The 15,812-nt window shown below is 40.2% G+C and carries 14 protein-coding genes; 7 read left to right on the top strand and 7 right to left on the bottom strand.

The genetic code is table 11. The features are described from left to right. Positions 1 to 59 precede the first annotated feature (59 nt). Positions 60 to 836, bottom strand: coding sequence for a hypothetical protein (locus tag VB836_RS10385; protein ID WP_323219289.1), 777 nt, complete (start codon positions 834 to 836; stop codon positions 60 to 62). Between the two features lie 225 nt (positions 837 to 1,061). On the opposite strand from VB836_RS10385, the gene cobA reads away from it, so the two are divergent. From cobA to VB836_RS10410, 5 genes are all read left to right on the top strand, one after another. Further along, a complete protein-coding gene (cobA, locus tag VB836_RS10390; protein ID WP_456085756.1) occupies positions 1,062 to 2,648 on the top strand; it encodes a uroporphyrinogen-III C-methyltransferase in 1,587 nt (528 codons plus the stop codon). 37 nt (positions 2,649 to 2,685) lie between these two features. Then, positions 2,686 to 3,894 carry a trypsin-like peptidase domain-containing protein gene (locus VB836_RS10395; RefSeq protein WP_323219290.1) on the top strand — a complete coding sequence of 403 codons (1,209 nt, stop codon included), beginning with the start codon at positions 2,686 to 2,688 and terminating at the stop codon, positions 3,892 to 3,894. Between the two features lie 286 nt (positions 3,895 to 4,180). Next, complete coding sequence (locus VB836_RS10400; RefSeq protein ID WP_323219291.1) at positions 4,181 to 5,611, top strand: response regulator; 1,431 nt, start codon at positions 4,181 to 4,183, stop codon at positions 5,609 to 5,611. Positions 5,612 to 5,639: 28 nt separating this feature from the next. After that, positions 5,640 to 6,056 (top strand): response regulator, encoded by a 417-nt coding sequence (locus tag VB836_RS10405; RefSeq protein ID WP_323219292.1) that lies wholly within the window; start codon positions 5,640 to 5,642, stop codon positions 6,054 to 6,056. After that, positions 6,049 to 7,095, top strand: coding sequence for a diguanylate cyclase domain-containing protein (locus tag VB836_RS10410; RefSeq protein WP_323219293.1), 1,047 nt, complete (start codon positions 6,049 to 6,051; stop codon positions 7,093 to 7,095). The genes VB836_RS10405 and VB836_RS10410 overlap by 8 nt, the downstream gene beginning before the upstream one ends. A 6-nt stretch (positions 7,096 to 7,101) precedes the next feature. Here VB836_RS10410 and VB836_RS10415 read toward each other — a convergent pair whose 3' ends face one another. Together VB836_RS10415 and VB836_RS10420 are read right to left on the bottom strand one after the other, a co-directional pair. Further along, entirely contained in the window at positions 7,102 to 8,202 is a 1,101-nt protein-coding gene (locus VB836_RS10415) for a saccharopine dehydrogenase family protein (RefSeq protein ID WP_323219324.1), read from the bottom strand. A 25-nt stretch (positions 8,203 to 8,227) separates the two neighbouring features. After that, a complete protein-coding gene (locus VB836_RS10420; RefSeq protein WP_046276619.1) occupies positions 8,228 to 9,022 on the bottom strand; it encodes a cyclic nucleotide-binding domain-containing protein in 795 nt (264 codons plus the stop codon). Between the two features lie 119 nt (positions 9,023 to 9,141). On the opposite strand from VB836_RS10420, the gene cobJ reads away from it, so the two are divergent. Then, positions 9,142 to 11,001, top strand: coding sequence for a precorrin-3B C(17)-methyltransferase (gene cobJ, locus VB836_RS10425; protein WP_323219294.1), 1,860 nt, complete (start codon positions 9,142 to 9,144; stop codon positions 10,999 to 11,001). Positions 11,002 to 11,073: 72 nt separating this feature from the next. Here cobJ and VB836_RS10430 read toward each other — a convergent pair whose 3' ends face one another. After that, complete coding sequence (locus tag VB836_RS10430; RefSeq protein WP_323219295.1) at positions 11,074 to 11,430, bottom strand: phage holin family protein; 357 nt, start codon at positions 11,428 to 11,430, stop codon at positions 11,074 to 11,076. 120 nt (positions 11,431 to 11,550) lie between these two features. On the opposite strand from VB836_RS10430, the gene VB836_RS10435 reads away from it, so the two are divergent. Then, the gene (locus VB836_RS10435; protein WP_323219296.1) at positions 11,551 to 12,039 is read left to right on the top strand and encodes a pentapeptide repeat-containing protein; all 489 of its coding nucleotides are present in this window, start codon (positions 11,551 to 11,553) and stop codon (positions 12,037 to 12,039) included. A 170-nt stretch (positions 12,040 to 12,209) separates the two neighbouring features. Here VB836_RS10435 and VB836_RS10440 read toward each other — a convergent pair whose 3' ends face one another. Genes VB836_RS10440 through VB836_RS10450 form a run of 3 tightly spaced genes read right to left on the bottom strand, consistent with a single transcriptional unit; the run spans position 12,210 to position 15,796 of the window. Then, the gene (locus tag VB836_RS10440; protein ID WP_323219297.1) at positions 12,210 to 13,334 is read right to left on the bottom strand and encodes a glycosyltransferase family 4 protein; all 1,125 of its coding nucleotides are present in this window, start codon (positions 13,332 to 13,334) and stop codon (positions 12,210 to 12,212) included. Positions 13,335 to 13,379: 45 nt separating this feature from the next. Then, positions 13,380 to 14,513 (bottom strand): glycosyltransferase family 4 protein, encoded by a 1,134-nt coding sequence (locus VB836_RS10445; protein ID WP_323219298.1) that lies wholly within the window; start codon positions 14,511 to 14,513, stop codon positions 13,380 to 13,382. 29 nt (positions 14,514 to 14,542) lie between these two features. Continuing rightward, positions 14,543 to 15,796 (bottom strand): glycosyltransferase, encoded by a 1,254-nt coding sequence (locus VB836_RS10450; protein ID WP_323219299.1) that lies wholly within the window; start codon positions 15,794 to 15,796, stop codon positions 14,543 to 14,545. Positions 15,797 to 15,812: the final 16 nt, after the last annotated feature.

Below are 15,812 nucleotides of genomic sequence, written 5' to 3' on the forward strand. Positions count from 1 at the left end.
GATTAAGGGGGGATCAAGGGGGGATTGGAGAGGGAGTTAGGGGGTGATATCAAATAATATTAAGCCTCTTTAAAAAATCGGACAATTTCGCGGACATGGCTGAGAACTTCGCTGTCGGTTGTCAGTTGAGAAATAGCATTTTCAGCATCTCTAGCTAACTTTTGATGTTCGGCTTGGTTGCTGGATTTTAACTGTTTTAAATCTGCCGAAAGTTTCTCTAAATCTCTTTCTTGAACTTCCCAACGTTTAACCTGTTGAGAGATGAATGAATTGGGATTATTCGCATCAAGTAAAGCTTCTAATTCTTTTACTTTATACTCAAGGGTTGAAAAGCGATCGCGAAGTTCTAAAACATCTTCTCGCGGATAAGAAAACTCTCGCCGAACCATTGCTAAACGGGCTGCTAAATATTGATAAGCACGAATAGCCGGACGCAAAACTGTTAATAACAATGCCGCACCCGAACCAATATAACCAACCACACTAATTCCGGCTAAAGCTAAGGCATAAAGTCCGACTGTAGAAATGATATGTAATCCAATCGCAACCCACAGTGAACGACGAGCAACGAGCTTAACATATTTGAGTTGTTTTTCATCAATTTTGATCTCTTTTTTGACAGAATCTTCAGCTTCAGCGAGAACTTCCTTTGCATCAAAATGAATATTCCAGGGAACAGTCACAATTAATAATAACCACCAAAATGTCGCGCCGCCAATTACCCAGTCTAAAAAATTACCTGTCGGAATGTTTAACCATTGTAAAATTCCAAAACAGAAAAGAACCAATAGAAAAAGTCCCACACCGAAACCTGCAAAATTAACTGAGTTTCTCATAGTTGAATGCTAATCAATTCAGATGTTTAAATTATGTCGAGCTGATTTCAGTTTCCAGACAATCATGTGACAGTTCTCTAAGTTTCATAGTTGTGACAATGGTACAATTGGATGCTAACCTATAAAAAATGTAGGGAGCGCAAGATTGCACAAAAAATGAATAAATATAAAGGTCATTGTGACAATTTAACAATTGGATGTTAATTTCAAAAAACACGGTTAAAAATGAATATAAACGTCAAAATTGAAATGAAAACCTCAAAACCCGGAAAAGTTTATTTGGTGGGTGCGGGATTAGGAGATGTCGCTTATCTAACTGTGCGATCGCATCAACTTTTAACCCAAGCTGAAGTCATCGTTTATGATGCTTTGGTTGATGATTCGATCTTGCAACTGATTCCAACAAATTGCCTAAAACTTGATGTCGGTAAACGAGGCGGAAAACCCAGCACTCCCCAGGCTGAAATTAATCAGCTTTTAGTCAAATATTGTCAGCAAGGAAAACAAGTTTTGCGACTCAAAGGCGGTGATCCGTTTATTTTCGGACGGACAACCGGCGAAATTCAAGCCTTAATTGCCGCCGATTGTGACTTTGAAGTAGTTCCCGGTATTTCTTCAGCTTTGGCGGCGCCTTTACTGGCTGGAATTCCCCTAACCGATGTAATGATAAGTCGTTGTTTTGCTGTATTAACCGCTCACGAACCTGAAGTAATAGACTGGAAAACGGTTGCAAAAATTGAGACTTTAGTGATTTTAATGGGAAGTCGGAATTTAACAGAAATTATCCAGCAATTACAACAAAATGGGCGATCGCCTCAAACCCCAATTGCCATTATCCGCGAAGGAGGACGTCCTCAACAACAGGTTTGGGTGGGAACTTTAAGCGATATGATTGAAAAGACAGCTAACTATTCTCTTTCCCCTTGCGTTATTGTTGTCGGAGAAGTGGTACGATTACGAAATTTCCTACAATCTCCTGTCTATTCTATGCCCAATTCTCAAAAACCTCTTTCTGCAAAAACCATTTTAGTCACTCGTGCGGAAGGACAATCGAGTAAATTTTCCCAACTGTTAACCGCAGAAGGGGCAACGGTGATCGAAATGCCTGCTTTAGTGATTGGCCCGCCTTCGAGTTGGGCGGCTTTAGATGAAGCGATCGCTCATTTTGATGCAACTTCTCCAGGTTATTTTAATTGGTTAATTCTCACGTCTGCAAATGGGGTAAATTTCTTTTTTGAACGATTGAAAACTCACCGAAAAGATACTCGCGCCCTCGCTCAAACTCAAATCGCAGTTGTGGGGAAAAAAACGGCTGACAGTTTAAAACAATACGGACTCAAACCGGATTTTATCCCCCCGGATTTTGTGGCTGATTCTTTAGTTTCTCATTTTCCTGAGTCCCTAGCGGGAAAACGAATTTTGTTTCCTAGAGTAGAAACTGGGGGGCGAGATGTGTTAGTACAGGAGTTAACCCAACAAGGTGCGGAGGTGGTGGAAGTTCCGGCTTATGAGTCTAGATGTCCTGATGCGATCGCTCCTGATGTATTAGAGGCTTTGCAACAGCATAAAATTGATGTGATTACTTTTGCGAGTTCTAAAACCGTGCAGAATTTTTGTGATTTAATTGCATCAATTGGGCAGAATCTATTAGAGGGAGTTTGTATTGCTTCTATTGGGCCGCAAACCTCGGAAACTTGTTACCGTTTGTTAGGCCGCTTGGATATTGAAGCAAAAGAATATACTTTAGAAGGGTTAACTGAGGCGATTGTTGCCTGGGAATTGGGACAGAGAACTATTCAGGGTAATTCTTAAGACCAAAAAATTGATATTCTCCCTTGGGGGTGAAACTATGAGTTTTAATCGATTTCAACAAAGTGATTTCACACAGATTTTGTTAGGCACAATAACGGTTGCGGCAGTGATTAGCCAGCAGCAGATTGTTGTCGCAAAATCGGCTCAAGAAGTCGCGGAAATTGCTGCATTAATTACCGTACAAATTAATAGTACATTGGGCGATGGATCGGGTGTAATTATCGCCAAAGCTGGTCAGAAATACACGGTTTTGACGGTGAATCATGTGGTTGAAGATGCGAGTACCGATTACAGTATTCGCACCCATGACGGCGAAAATCATTTAGTTAAACAGGTGATTCGCCTACAAACTGATAACACAGAACCAGATTTAGCAATTGTTGAGTTTGAGAGTAATTCTGATTACACAGTGGCGATGTTAGGGGATTCTGAACAGGCTGTAATTGGCGCTCAAATTTATGTTTATGGATATCCGGCGACGGGAGGATTAACGGGGGCGGAACGAGAACCTGAACTCTCACCAGGATTAGTCACCAGTCGCCCTAAAAGTCGCCCAGAAGGATACAATTTGCGCTATCAAGCTGTTACTTGGAGCGGCATGAGTGGCGGCCCCGTGTTTGATGCGGCGGGGCGTGTGGTGGGTTTACACGGACAAGGGGAGTTTGGATTTGCTCAAACCAGTTCCGGTGATGTGGCACCGATTAAAACGGGATTTAATGCGGCAATTCCGATTAATTTATTTATTCGACAGTTATCAGAAACTCAATTAAAACTTGAGGATATTCAGATCGATGACACGCCAACAACGGCAACTGATTCGACTTTATCGCTGGATAATCCTACTGATGCGAAAACCTTCTTTTTTCGAGGTTTAACGTTTTTAGATCAGGGCTATGCTTGGGAGGCGATTGAGGATTTTAATCAAGCCTTGAAACATGATCCGAATCTCCCCGAAGCTTATTTTAATTTGGGTTTGGCTCGAACTGTATTAGCGGCTAATTTTACCTCAGAAGTGGGAACCGTTCGCGGTTCAAATCCGATTCCTGATTATACCGAAGCGATTCGTTTAAATCCTGGTTATGCTGATGCTTATTATAATCGGGGGTTGGCTTATTTAGAGCTAAAAAAGTTGGATTTGGCGATCGCAGATTTTAAACAAGCCGCCCAACTGTATCGCCAACTCGGACGAGAAGCTTCCTATCGAGATGCAGTTAATCGCATTCAGGAACTTGAAACCTCTATGTAACTAATGTAATAATTCAAATGGGAAAGAACGACAGTCTCCAGAATCTTGATTTCTGGATTTTTTTGCCTTTTTTGAAGATTTAGCTATAGTAGAATTAGAGAACGGTGAGGTGCAGTCTGTCAAATTGCAAACAGATTGTATATCATCAGATCACTGAGGATGGAATTCTACCCCAAAAGTTGGAGAAAGCAGATCACTAGAGAGTCTCTAATTTTCATTTTAAACCTTTGTATAAAATCCCTTTTTTAACTCTTAGTTAGGGAAGAATAAAATTAGGAAATTTAACATGACTTCATTAACCGAAAAAACACATAAAGGAAATATTGTTGTTGTTGATGATACGCCGGATAATTTGCGATTGTTGGGTAATATTCTCAGAAATGAAGGGTATAAAGTTAGATTAATTCCCAATGGAGAGTTAGCATTATCGGGTATTGAATTATTACTACCTGATCTGATTTTACTGGATGTAATGATGCCGGATATGAATGGTTATGAAGTGTGTCAACGCTTAAAAGCAAACAAGCACAGTCAAGATGTTCCGGTGATTTTTATTAGTGCGATAGATGACGTTTCTGATAAAGTCAGAGCCTTTGAAGCGGGAGGTGTTGATTATATTACTAAGCCTTTTCAAGTTCAAGAGGTGTTAGCCCGAGTCGAAACGCATTTGAAAATTCATTATCTCCAAAAGAATTTGCTTGAAAAAAATCAAGAGTTAGAAATCGCCGTCGAACAACTCAAAACCACTCAAAATCAACTGGTTCAGTCTGAAAAAATGGCAGCTTTGGGACAGTTAGTGGCGGGAATTGCCCATGAAATTAATACCCCTCTTGGTGCGATTCGTTCTTCTATCGAAAATATTACAGCATTCTTTAATGATAGTTTAGGAAATCTGCCAAAAGTTTTACAAACTTTGAGTCCTGAACGACAAAAAGATTTGTTTACGCTGTGTCAGCAGTCCTTAGAACAAACGGTTTCTTATTCTAACAAAGAAAAACGTCAAGCCCGACGGACTTTGACTCGTAAACTCGAAGCTTACAATATTAGCAATGCCGAGACTGTAGCTGATACACTCGTTGATCTGGGTATTTTGGAGGATTCGGCCTTTATTGCATCACTGATACAAGCTCAAGATGGGGAAAAAGTGTTAAATTTAGCCTATAAAATTTCCAGTATTCAAAGAAGTGCTAACACGATAAAAACAGCGACAGATAGAGCCGCAAAGGTTGTATTTGCCTTAAAAACTTATGCCCGATATGATCATTTAGGCAATCCGATAGAAGCGAATATTATCGAGGGCATAGAAACCATATTAACGCTCTATCAAAATTATATCAAACAAGGCATAGACGTGATCAGAGATTATCCAGATTCCTTGCCTGCAATTTTATGTTATCCTGACGAGTTAAATCAAGTCTGGACAAATCTGATTCACAACGCTTTACAAGCCATGAATTATCAAGGAACGTTGACCATTAATGTGATTAATCAAAGCGACAGGCTACTCATTCAGATTACGGATAATGGTGGGGGAATTTCTCCTGAAATTCAATCCAAAATTTTTGAGCCTTTTTTCACCACAAAACCCGCAGGTCAAGGCAGTGGACTGGGGTTAGATATTGTCAAAAAAATTATTGAAAAACATAAAGGTACAATAGAAGTCAAATCTGTTCCCGGTGAAACAACCTTTACTGTGTGTTTGCCCATTCCGAGTTAATCAGAATACTCAACTGAGGTCAGCCATTATGCCTAAACCTGTTATTTTGTGTGTGGATGATGAACCTGTCGTTTTAGATAGTTTAAAAATTCAACTCAAAAACGCTTTCCGAGATACTTATGGCTATGAAATGGCTGAAAGTTCTGATGAAGCTTGGGAGATTTTAGAGGAACTTTCGGAAGACAATACTAATGTTGTCGTGATTGTTTCGGATTGGTTAATGCCGGGAATGAAAGGGGATGAATTTTTAATTAAAGTTCATCAAAAATTCCCCAATGTTTTAAAAATCATGCTGACTGGACAAGCAGATATGGAGGCAATTCAACAGGCAATAGAGCAAGCGAATTTGTATCGATGCTTATCTAAGCCTTGGAACAGTGAAGAACTGATTGCCACGATTGAATCAGGGTTAAAGAATTATCAGCATTATCAGGATTATGAGTAGACCAGTGGTGATTTGTGTCGATGATGAAGCAACTATTTTAGAAAGCTTAAAAGTTGAACTGAGAAAAGCATTAGGAAATCAATGTTTGATTGAAATTGCCGAAGGCGGAGAAGAGGCTTTAGAACTTTTAGATGAACTTGAAGAAGAAAATTCCGAAATTGCAGTGGTTTTATCCGACTATTTAATGCCGGGAATGAAGGGAGATGAACTGCTGGGAGTCATCCATGAAAGATCCCCTAAAACCTTGAAAATCTTGCTAACTGGACAAGCGGATTTACCTGCTCTCGGTAATGCGATAAAATATGCAAAACTCTATCGATATATTGCGAAACCCTGGGAATCTGAGGATTTAAGATTAACGATTAGTGAAGCAGTTAATAGTTATATGAAGGAGAAGAAACTCCAAGAACAAACCTTCAAACTTCAACAAATGAACGAGGCGTTACAGCGATTAGCCGGAGAACTGCAACAAGCCAATCAAGAGTTACAGCGTTTAGCGGTTACAGATAGTTTGACTCAATTATCAAATCGTCGTCAATTTGATGAATATTTAATCCATGAATGGCTGAGAATGATGCGAGAACAGCAATTTTTATCTTTAATTTTGTGTGATGTAGACTATTTTAAAAACTATAATGATCAATATGGTCATCCGGCGGGTGATGATTGTTTACGAACGGTTGCTGATGCCATTCGTCAACAAGTTAAACGTCCCGGAGATTTAGTCGCTCGCTATGGCGGAGAAGAATTTGTGATCATTCTTCCCCATACTCAAGCTGAAGGGGCGGTTAAGGTTGCTGAAGCCATTCGACAGGAAATAAAATCCCTAAATATTCCCCATTCTCAATCTAAAATTGCCGATTGTATTACCGTGAGTTCAGGGGTTTCTACTGTGGTTCCTCATCCGAATTATTCGCCCTCTGATTTGATAGTAGCGGCAGATGAAGCACTCTATAAAGCCAAACAACAGGGACGAGATTGTGTGATTTATCAAGCTTTTCCTCTCTCTTCTCAGTCTGAGGATTTAGACTTGGGTTAATTCAATTTAGCTTAAATAAGCCGATTGAATTGTAACATGACGTTGATGGAGTGTTTTTTGAAATAAATCTGTTGGTAACGCTTGTTCAATCGGCCAAACTCCGGGTTTCTGAAGTTGATTGGTGAGGATTAATTGAGCAACACTTCCGGTTCCAATTCCGGCGGCGACGGCTGTATTTTCATGGGTAAACGTTGAACAAAATTCAACGGGTTTTTGGTCTTTATAACCTTGCGCTGATGAGCGGACAGCTACCCCAATTCCACTAAAATAATCGGTAACAGTTGTCATCGCATAACTGACTTGAGAAAGAAACTCAATCACTGCCGTATTTTGTAACCAACTGGGCGGCCATTGATCAGCTACCATTTTGGTTAAATGATTATAAAAGTCAGGAAAAGTGCCGAATTTAGTCACAACTGTTTTCACATCAAAAGATTGAGCGAGGGTGAAACATTCCGGCATATCAAACCAATAGACACTGAGTTTACCATAGGGTGCGGGAAATTTAATGACTTCGCGATCGCTATAGGGTTTAACCTGTTGCCATTGGCTATTTTTCCAGACTTCAAAGGGACGCTGTAACCCGAGAAAAGTGGTTCGCATAACGGTAATTCCTGCCCCGCCCGAACCCCCAACAACATAACTCAAATGAATCGTTTCAACTTGATCTAGTTGTTCCACCCCGAGACGGACTAAACTGTTTGAAATGCCGGGAAAAATCCCTGTATTAATAATAGCGGTTATTCCGTTTTTTTGAGCCGCTTCTTTATGGTTTAAAGCCTTTAAAGTAAAGCTACGATTGTCACTGACATCAATATAATTCACGCCAGCTTCGATGCACAATTCTAAAACACCTGCATCCCGATAATGAAACGGCCCCGCACAATGAATCACCAAATCAACGGATGAAATGGCTGAGATTAACTTGTTTTTATCCGCCAAATCTAATTCTAAAAACTCCATCCTTGAATCAATAAAGGGCTTGGTTTGTAAGGTCTTTCTGCCCGTAATCGTAATCTCAACCTCTGGGGTAAAATTAATGATATCTTGAGCCACACTCTGGCCGACTCTCCCTCGTCCTCCTAAAATTAAAATTCGCTTTTTCATCATTTTATCCTTGATTGATTAGAGTTTAAGTAAATGTGGGTAAAATTGCTCGTGCAGTTTGGATATTGGTTGCACAAATAACCTGATAAGTATCACAAAGTCTAAAAATAGCCTCTAAGGAAGCTAGATTTGGCCGGCGAATTAAAGGTTCTCTCAAACAAATCACTGCCTTGATATTTCCTAAGATAATTTGTACACCAATTGTATCTGACCCTCCGACTAAAAGATTGGGACGAATCACTTGTTTAACGCTCAGATTGACTTTCTGCTTTAAAATTTGAGCAACCCATTCCGGCGCTAAAATCGGTACATTCGACAAAATATCAATTTCCTTCTCTACCCAGTTTACCAACTCGGAGATTTTCGTTTCATCTGCCATGAGAATCATATATTTACGATTCGCCCTGATTCCACTTCTGCGAATTCCCTCAACGGCGGCCTGGGTAACACGATGAATTAATTTAACCGCTAAGTGAGGACGTTTATGTTTGAGGTTTTCAATATCATCAAAGGTCATAATCGCAATCGTACCATCACTGGCCGCAATAAAATCGGCTTGACGAGAGATTGACTCCAAGAGTGCCATTTCCCCTAAGAAGTCCCCGGTTGTGCGCGTCGAGTTGTCCCGATGATCCTCGATAATACTAATTTCTCCACTGAGAATCACTCCAAAAGAAGTATCACGTCCAGTTTTGGGCATAATCTCTTGTAGGTCAAAAAACTTATGAATTGAAAAATATTCACAGATGAGTTCGACTTCTTCCGAGTAAAAATCCTTGAAAGTCTTCAAATTTAGAAATAAGTTTGCTTTCTCAGACATAAAGTCCGACCCCCGATGGCCTATTAGATCTGACCCAAATCTGCAATCAAAAATCCCAAATTACAACTTATAATTAAGATTAATATAATAACTGAATCGCGCATCAATTCCAAAATTCGATGAGTCCATCACAACTGATTGCATTTCAGCCCATTGCTGCGATCGCTACAACCCCCAACGCAGCCCAACGACTACAACCGTTGTGTCAGACTTCCGATGTGACGCTGTACCTGCCTCAATCCTTGGGCGGCATCCCCGGCAGCCAAACCTATCCCGACTCTCTGCGCCAACTCCTACCGCAACTCTGGTCAAGTCATCGCGCTATTATCTTCTGTCTGGCTTTAGGGGCCGTTGTCCGCCTGATTTCCCCCCTATTACAGCATAAATCCAGCGATCCGGCGGTGATTGTGGTTGACGAAAGCGGCCAGTTTGTGATTAGTGTCTGTAGTGGTCATATTGGCGGCGCGGATCAACTCGCCCAACTCGTGGCCCGTCAACTGGGCGCAACTCCTATATTAACCGGTGCCGCAAACGCTTTGAAACTCCCCGGAATTGATGTTTTGGGGGTGCCGTTTGGCTGGAAACGAGGAGCCGGAGACTGGACAGGTGTGAGTGCGGCGTTAGCCCAACAAAAAACGCTACAAGTTCAGCAAGAAGCAGGTTCTACGCTTTGGCAACAGCATCTCCCCGCCGATCACCCCTTTGATTTTACCTCAACCTCAACTCCTCAAGCCAAAATCTGGATTAGCCCCAAAGCGCGACCACTTTCCACCGATTTACCCCAAGTCCAATGGCATCCGCGAGTCCTGTGGGTGGGTGTGGGTTGTGAACGCCATACCCCCAAAATGGTGATTGAAAGGGCAATTTTAGAAGTCTTAGAGACTCATCAACTCGCTTCTGAAGCGATTGCCGGAATTGCCACGATTGATCTCAAAGCCGATGAAACCGGATTAGTGGAACTTTGTCAAGAGCGCGACTGGCCGTTACGCACGTTTGACGCCGAAGTGTTGCGTCAGGTGACGGTGCCGACGCCTTCTGATATTGTTCGTCAAGAGGTGGGAACCCCCAGTGTTGCCGAAGCTGCGGCGTTAAAAGCAGCAGGAGTTGAAACGTTACTGGTAACTAAACAAATTTATCGTCATCCTCAACCCTCGGAACAGCCAAGAATCGGTCAGGCGGTAACGGTGGCCATTGCCCAAAGCCAACGAGAATATACCGGACGCAAGGGACAATTATTGCTGATTGGTATTGGCCCCGGTCAACTCAATCAAATGACTCCCGCCGCCCAAACCGCAGTGACTCAGGCGGATGTGGTGATTGGGTATTCGCTGTATTTGGAGTTAATTGCGCCGTTGTTGCGTCCGGGGCAAATTGTTGAATCCTATCCCATTACCCAAGAACGTCTTCGGGCAGAACGAGGGATTTTCTTGGCTGAATGGGGGTTAACGGTGGCGGTGGTGTCTTCGGGAGATTGTGGGATTTACGGGATGGCGGGGTTAGTGTTTGAAGAACTTCGCGCCCAAGGTTGGCAAGGGCAAACGCCCGCAGTACAAGTGTTTCCGGGGATTAGTGCGTTGCAAGCGGCTGCTTCTCGGGTGGGTGCGCCCTTGATGCACGATTTTTGCGCGATTAGTTTGAGTGATTTGTTGACACCTTGGGAGGTGATTGAAAAGCGCTTAAAAGCGGCTGCAATGGCTGATTTTGTCTGTGCTTTATATAATCCGCGATCGCGCAGTCGTACCGAACAATTATACCAAGCTCAGGCGATTTTTTTACAGTTTCGTTCGCCTCAAACTCCCGTAGCAATTGTGCGTTCTGCTTATCGAGAAGATGAACAGATTACGTTAACGACTTTAGGGCAATTAACGGAAGTTTCTGTTGATATGTTGACTACGGTTTTAATTGGCAATCAAAGTACAGCGTTTCTGGAAAATTGGATGATTACCCCGAGAGGATATTTAGGGTTTGAACAATGTTAACCTCCTAAACGTTCAGAGGAGTCAAGTGGAGTGTGAGGAAATTGTGTTGTCTTCTAATCAATCAAAAACGGTTTACAGGTCTTGAGTGGTGCGAGAAAAAACTCGATCAATTAAACCAGAAACTAGGGATAAAACAATCGAACCGAACAACGCAGGGAAAAATCCTGCAACGTCAAATCCTGGTGTAAAATATCCGACTAATGAAAGGGAAATGGCGTTAATCACCAGTAGAAATAACCCTAAAGTCAGCAGCGTTAAAGGCAGTGTAAACAGAATTAAAATCGGTTTGACAATCGCATTTACTAACCCCATAACCACAACACCAATGGCTGCGGCTTGCCAACTCGCAATGGTTAAGCCCGGTACCAGATAAGCGGTAATCCAAAGCGCAATCGCCGAAAGTACCCACGTTAGAAAGAAATTCAGCATAGGAAAGCTCAACTCTATCAGTACCTTGTAATTTTAGCAAATTCACCGATTTTTTCGGCATCTGTATCCGAGAATCGCTATGCTGGAATGAGAGAGTCCATTTTAATAGGAGATTTTCGGATGATTCGAGGATTCATCGCTGTTATTGCAACACTGGTGTTGTTCTGTTGGCCTTTAACGGCATGGGCTGAGGAGAACCCATCGGGTTTATTTTTTAATCATAGCCTCTTACAAGGACGGGATTTTTCTAATCAAATGCTTCCGGCGGCGGAGTTTGCTAACTCAAATTTAGAGTCTGCTACCTTTGACAATTCTCAGTTAGTTGGGTCAATTTTTAGCAAAGCGATTATGCAAAAAGTTAATATGCGGGGTGCAGATTTGACCTACGGAATGTTGGATCAGGTTGATTTTAGTGATGCGGATTTGAGTAATTCTATCTTTACAGAAGCTCTATTTTTGGGTTCGACTTTTAAAAATACAAACATCACAGGTGCAGATTTTAGCGAGGCTCTTTTAGATCGAGAACAGCTTCGACAACTGTGTAAAAGAGCCAGTGGTGTTAATCCAAAAACCGGGGTTGAAACTCGATATTCTTTGGGTTGTCGTTGATTTTTTTAAGAGGATTGGAGCGGATTGTTGGGGAAATTAATGAATTGCCAATTTACCGCTCCTACCTGATAAACTCATCATATAAATATTTGAAAGAACGTTGAATAGATTTGGGGAAAACATCCAGAGTCTTGTTGATAAAGTCTTTAGTTACGTTCATCTTAATCTCCTCAAAATAAACTTGAGTAAAACTCTAAATATTGTGTCATTGCAGTCGTTTTTGAGAAGCGAAACTCATCAGGAGAGAGTTGGGGGCGAGGCTGTTTTAAGGCGTTAATAATTGCTTGAGACAGATTGTGAACGGGATCATCATCTAAGTCGAAATAAAAGCAGTCAGAAGCCCCCACTTCTCGAAATATCGGGATATCTGAACAAACTACTCGACTCGAAAAATAGAGGGCTTCTGCTAGGGGTAAACAAAACCCTTCTGTTGAAGAAGGACAAACTACTAGCTGACAATTTTGATAAAGCCAGCACAACTGTTCATCATCAATGGATGAGGTTAGAAGCACTCGATCACCCAGGGATTTTGTATGAATAAGTTCGATTAAATTCCCTGTTTCTGGGCCTGTACTTCCCACTAAAATGAGTTGAGTTGAGGGAGCGATATCTCGTTTTTCTTCTATTAGTTTAGCATAGGCTTGAATCAATAAATGTAAATTTTTATTTTTACGATGTTGAGCTACACTGAGAATAAAAGGACGGTTCTCTAAATTGAGTTTAATTGGAAGTTTGGGTTGAGTATTTTCAAAGTCAACATAGTTATAAACTACACGATTTTTGCCTTGAGCATAGACTTTGGGAAAATAGTATTGCAGTCGGTTTAGAGTCTCTTGAGAAACACAGACAATTCCATCACTATTGATCACAGCCAGGTAGGTAAAAAGCTGATTAAACAGATAATTTGGAAAGCCAAAGTTTTCGGGTTTTTCATAGGGATAAAAATCGTGAATAGTTGAAACAACAGGCACAGAAAATAAAAAGTTTAAAAAAGGAATCGGAAAGGAAAAGTGAGCAATATTGGGCTTGAGTTTATTGACGAGTTTTGGCAGTTCAAACATAAACCAGAGGTTCCGCTTCAAGGAAGTATTTTTGATCTCAATTTGTAGGACTTTTATTTTATCAGAATTGAGCTGAAAATCTTCTTCAAAATATTGTCTTTGCCAACTTCCCAAAACGAAGGTAATTTGTTCAACTTGTTCGGAAGCAGCTAAACATTTTGCTAAATTTGCAGCGCCTCGACATAAACCTGTGGGTTGAGTAAACCGACTTAATGCAGAAATAAGGATGTGCATCTGTTGTCCTCTAAAAATGTTTTTATCATCAAATTCAATTACTGATTAAGCATTAGGACTCAAGCCTTTCAAGATTCCCGTCTTAAAATTATCAACCATTTGTTCTATTGTATATTGTTTTGCTGTTATTAAAGCACCTGTTTTTAATTCTAAATAAAAATAATTATCGTTCATAACTTTGATCACAGCTTGAGCATATTCTTCTATACTATGTTCTGTCATTACACCATTAATACCTGAACTTAAATACTCAATTTCTGGACTGTGAATTGGGAGATCTGTTGTAATTACAGGGAGTCCCGCTACAAAAGCATCTAGAATAGCTAAACCCACTAAACCCGGAATTAAAAAGACATCAGCCAAAGAAAAGTAGAGTGCTTTTTGTCGCTCAAACTGAGAACCTACATAATACATCCAAGGATATTCACTGACTATCTGTTCAAGCTGTTGACGATCCGGGCCATTTCCGAGGATAAACAGCTTAAAATTTGGAATTTTTTCGTGAATTAGTTTTCCTGAATCAATTAAAAATCTCCAATGTTTATTGGGATATAAACCCCCGCAAAATAATCCAATTTTATCCGGTTCTTCGATCTGATACTTGGCTTTTGCTTGGGCAATTTCATTGGCTGTAATACTGAGTAGATCGTCTTGGAGTTGTTGAGTATCTATCGAGTTCTGTACAATTGTGATGGTATCTTTTCTGACGTTATGTTCTCTCAAATATTGAGCAGTTCCTTCTGTGTAAGCAAACCACCAATCAACCCGATTAATCACCTTTCGTTTAACCCATTCTTGAAAGTTTTCCTGTTCAGCTTGTCGATCCCAACCGTGACCCCAAAAAGCAACTTTTTTGAGTTTCAAAGCGGATAAAACTAACAAAACATAATTAATGACATGGCGGCTTGCTTGCTCAACAATGATTAAATCTGATCGTTGAATTTCTTTCCATAAAGGTTGATACAATATTTTACCTTTAAACAACCAATAATTCTTAACTTTGAGTCCGACTTCTGAATTTAATTCAACATTATCTGATTTTTGTAGTTCGGCTTGACTCGGATCTCCATAAGCGACTCTCAATTGAATTCCTTCTGAGTCAAGAGCTTGATACAGTTTCTCAAAGAAAGAAACTCGATATTGTTTGACTAAGGTTTGAACAATTAAAACTTGTTTCATAGAAAGATTTCAAAAGTAGATTGATGAACTTAGATATGATTAAAAATAACGTCAGCGAACTTTTCGGCTGAGTTCTGTTCAGCAAATTTTTTCATTAGAGTGCGATCGCATAATACGGTCTCGGGTTCTTGTAAAAATCGAGTTAAACCTTTAGCAATTTCACTGGGTTGTGTTGAGTCAAGCGTTAAACCGAGATGATAGTCTTGAACAAGTTTTCCCATTAAACCATAATTAGAACTGAGAACAGGTTTCTGAGCTGCTGCTGCTAAGACTAGAGTTCCGCTCATTCCAATATGTTTTTGATGAGGAGATAGAATAACATCAGCTAAGTGAAAATAACAATGAACATCCTGTTCAGAAACAAACTCAAATTTACAAATAATCTCTACAGGCTTTGTTTGAGAGAGCTGTGCAATTTTAGATTTTACGGCATCACGATCCTGGGGAATAATCTGTCCCACTAAAACTAAACAGAATTGGTGACAAAGGTGATCGGGGAGCAAATCAACTGCATCTAGAAGCTGATAAATTCCTCGACGTTCTCCCAAACTTCCGAGTAATAAAAAACTTTTTTTATTCGGTTTTAGATTCAAATCTTCTTGAATTTTTTCTAGATTTAGATCCGAGAAATTGTAAGTTTTTACCGGATCAGGCATATAGACTGCTGTTGCTCTATTATTATTTTGATTCAAATTATTCACAACAAACGGATCGAGTACAAATAATGTTTTAACTTGAGGTTGTTGCATGACGCGAGTTAGAATTAGTTTTTCTCGGAAATGTTGAATTCGTTCTTTTTGACTGCGTTGATCATCCGAAAAATTCACGTAATGAAAGGAAGGTCGATAATAAATTCCAGATACAGGACAAGGTAACTTATAACCTTCTAAGGCTAGAGGTAGCAGGTAGCGATCCGCGATCATCATCAAACCTTGAGTTGCTTCTAAAGATTTTGCATATCGACATAATAACCTAAATTCCTGGAAATCTCGAACAAAACGCCCAATTTTAGACTGAGTTGACTTTAAAATTTCCTCTTCTTCCGGTTTTATCGTAATAAATTCTAAATTTTTATTCGGAAGTTTGGAAGCTAGATTAACGACTTCTTGATGTTTTGAAATAAATTCATTCAAGACAATAATACAAAGCTGATATTTGAGATTTTTCAGGGCAATAAATTCAATTAAATATTGCAGATAGTTTGCATAATGACCTGTTGAGACTAGATTCCAAATTAGGATTTTTTGGGAATTTTTTTTGAAGTTTGATGAGCGGCTATCCATAAGTTATACGTTGATA

Origin of the sequence: Limnoraphis robusta BA-68 BA1 (genome assembly GCF_034932365.1) — a bacterium.
Classification (GTDB): Bacteria; Cyanobacteriota; Cyanobacteriia; order Cyanobacteriales; family Microcoleaceae; genus Capilliphycus; species Capilliphycus robustus.

Coding starts and splice junctions, on each gene's coding strand:
- cobA (WP_456085756.1), top strand. CDS start 1,062: ATGAATATAAACGTCAAAATTGAAATGAAAACCTCAAAACCCGGAAAA.
- VB836_RS10405 (WP_323219292.1), top strand. CDS start 5,640: ATGCCTAAACCTGTTATTTTGTGTGTGGATGATGAACCTGTCGTTTTA.
- VB836_RS10445 (WP_323219298.1), bottom strand. CDS start 14,513: ATGAAACAAGTTTTAATTGTTCAAACCTTAGTCAAACAATATCGAGTT.
- VB836_RS10415 (WP_323219324.1), bottom strand. CDS start 8,202: ATGAAAAAGCGAATTTTAATTTTAGGAGGACGAGGGAGAGTCGGCCAG.
- VB836_RS10420 (WP_046276619.1), bottom strand. CDS start 9,022: ATGTCTGAGAAAGCAAACTTATTTCTAAATTTGAAGACTTTCAAGGAT.
- cobJ (WP_323219294.1), top strand. CDS start 9,142: ATGAGTCCATCACAACTGATTGCATTTCAGCCCATTGCTGCGATCGCT.
- VB836_RS10400 (WP_323219291.1), top strand. CDS start 4,181: ATGACTTCATTAACCGAAAAAACACATAAAGGAAATATTGTTGTTGTT.
- VB836_RS10385 (WP_323219289.1), bottom strand. CDS start 836: ATGAGAAACTCAGTTAATTTTGCAGGTTTCGGTGTGGGACTTTTTCTA.
- VB836_RS10435 (WP_323219296.1), top strand. CDS start 11,551: ATGATTCGAGGATTCATCGCTGTTATTGCAACACTGGTGTTGTTCTGT.
- VB836_RS10395 (WP_323219290.1), top strand. CDS start 2,686: ATGAGTTTTAATCGATTTCAACAAAGTGATTTCACACAGATTTTGTTA.
- VB836_RS10450 (WP_323219299.1), bottom strand. CDS start 15,796: ATGGATAGCCGCTCATCAAACTTCAAAAAAAATTCCCAAAAAATCCTA.
- VB836_RS10430 (WP_323219295.1), bottom strand. CDS start 11,430: ATGCTGAATTTCTTTCTAACGTGGGTACTTTCGGCGATTGCGCTTTGG.
- VB836_RS10440 (WP_323219297.1), bottom strand. CDS start 13,334: ATGCACATCCTTATTTCTGCATTAAGTCGGTTTACTCAACCCACAGGT.
- VB836_RS10410 (WP_323219293.1), top strand. CDS start 6,049: ATGAGTAGACCAGTGGTGATTTGTGTCGATGATGAAGCAACTATTTTA.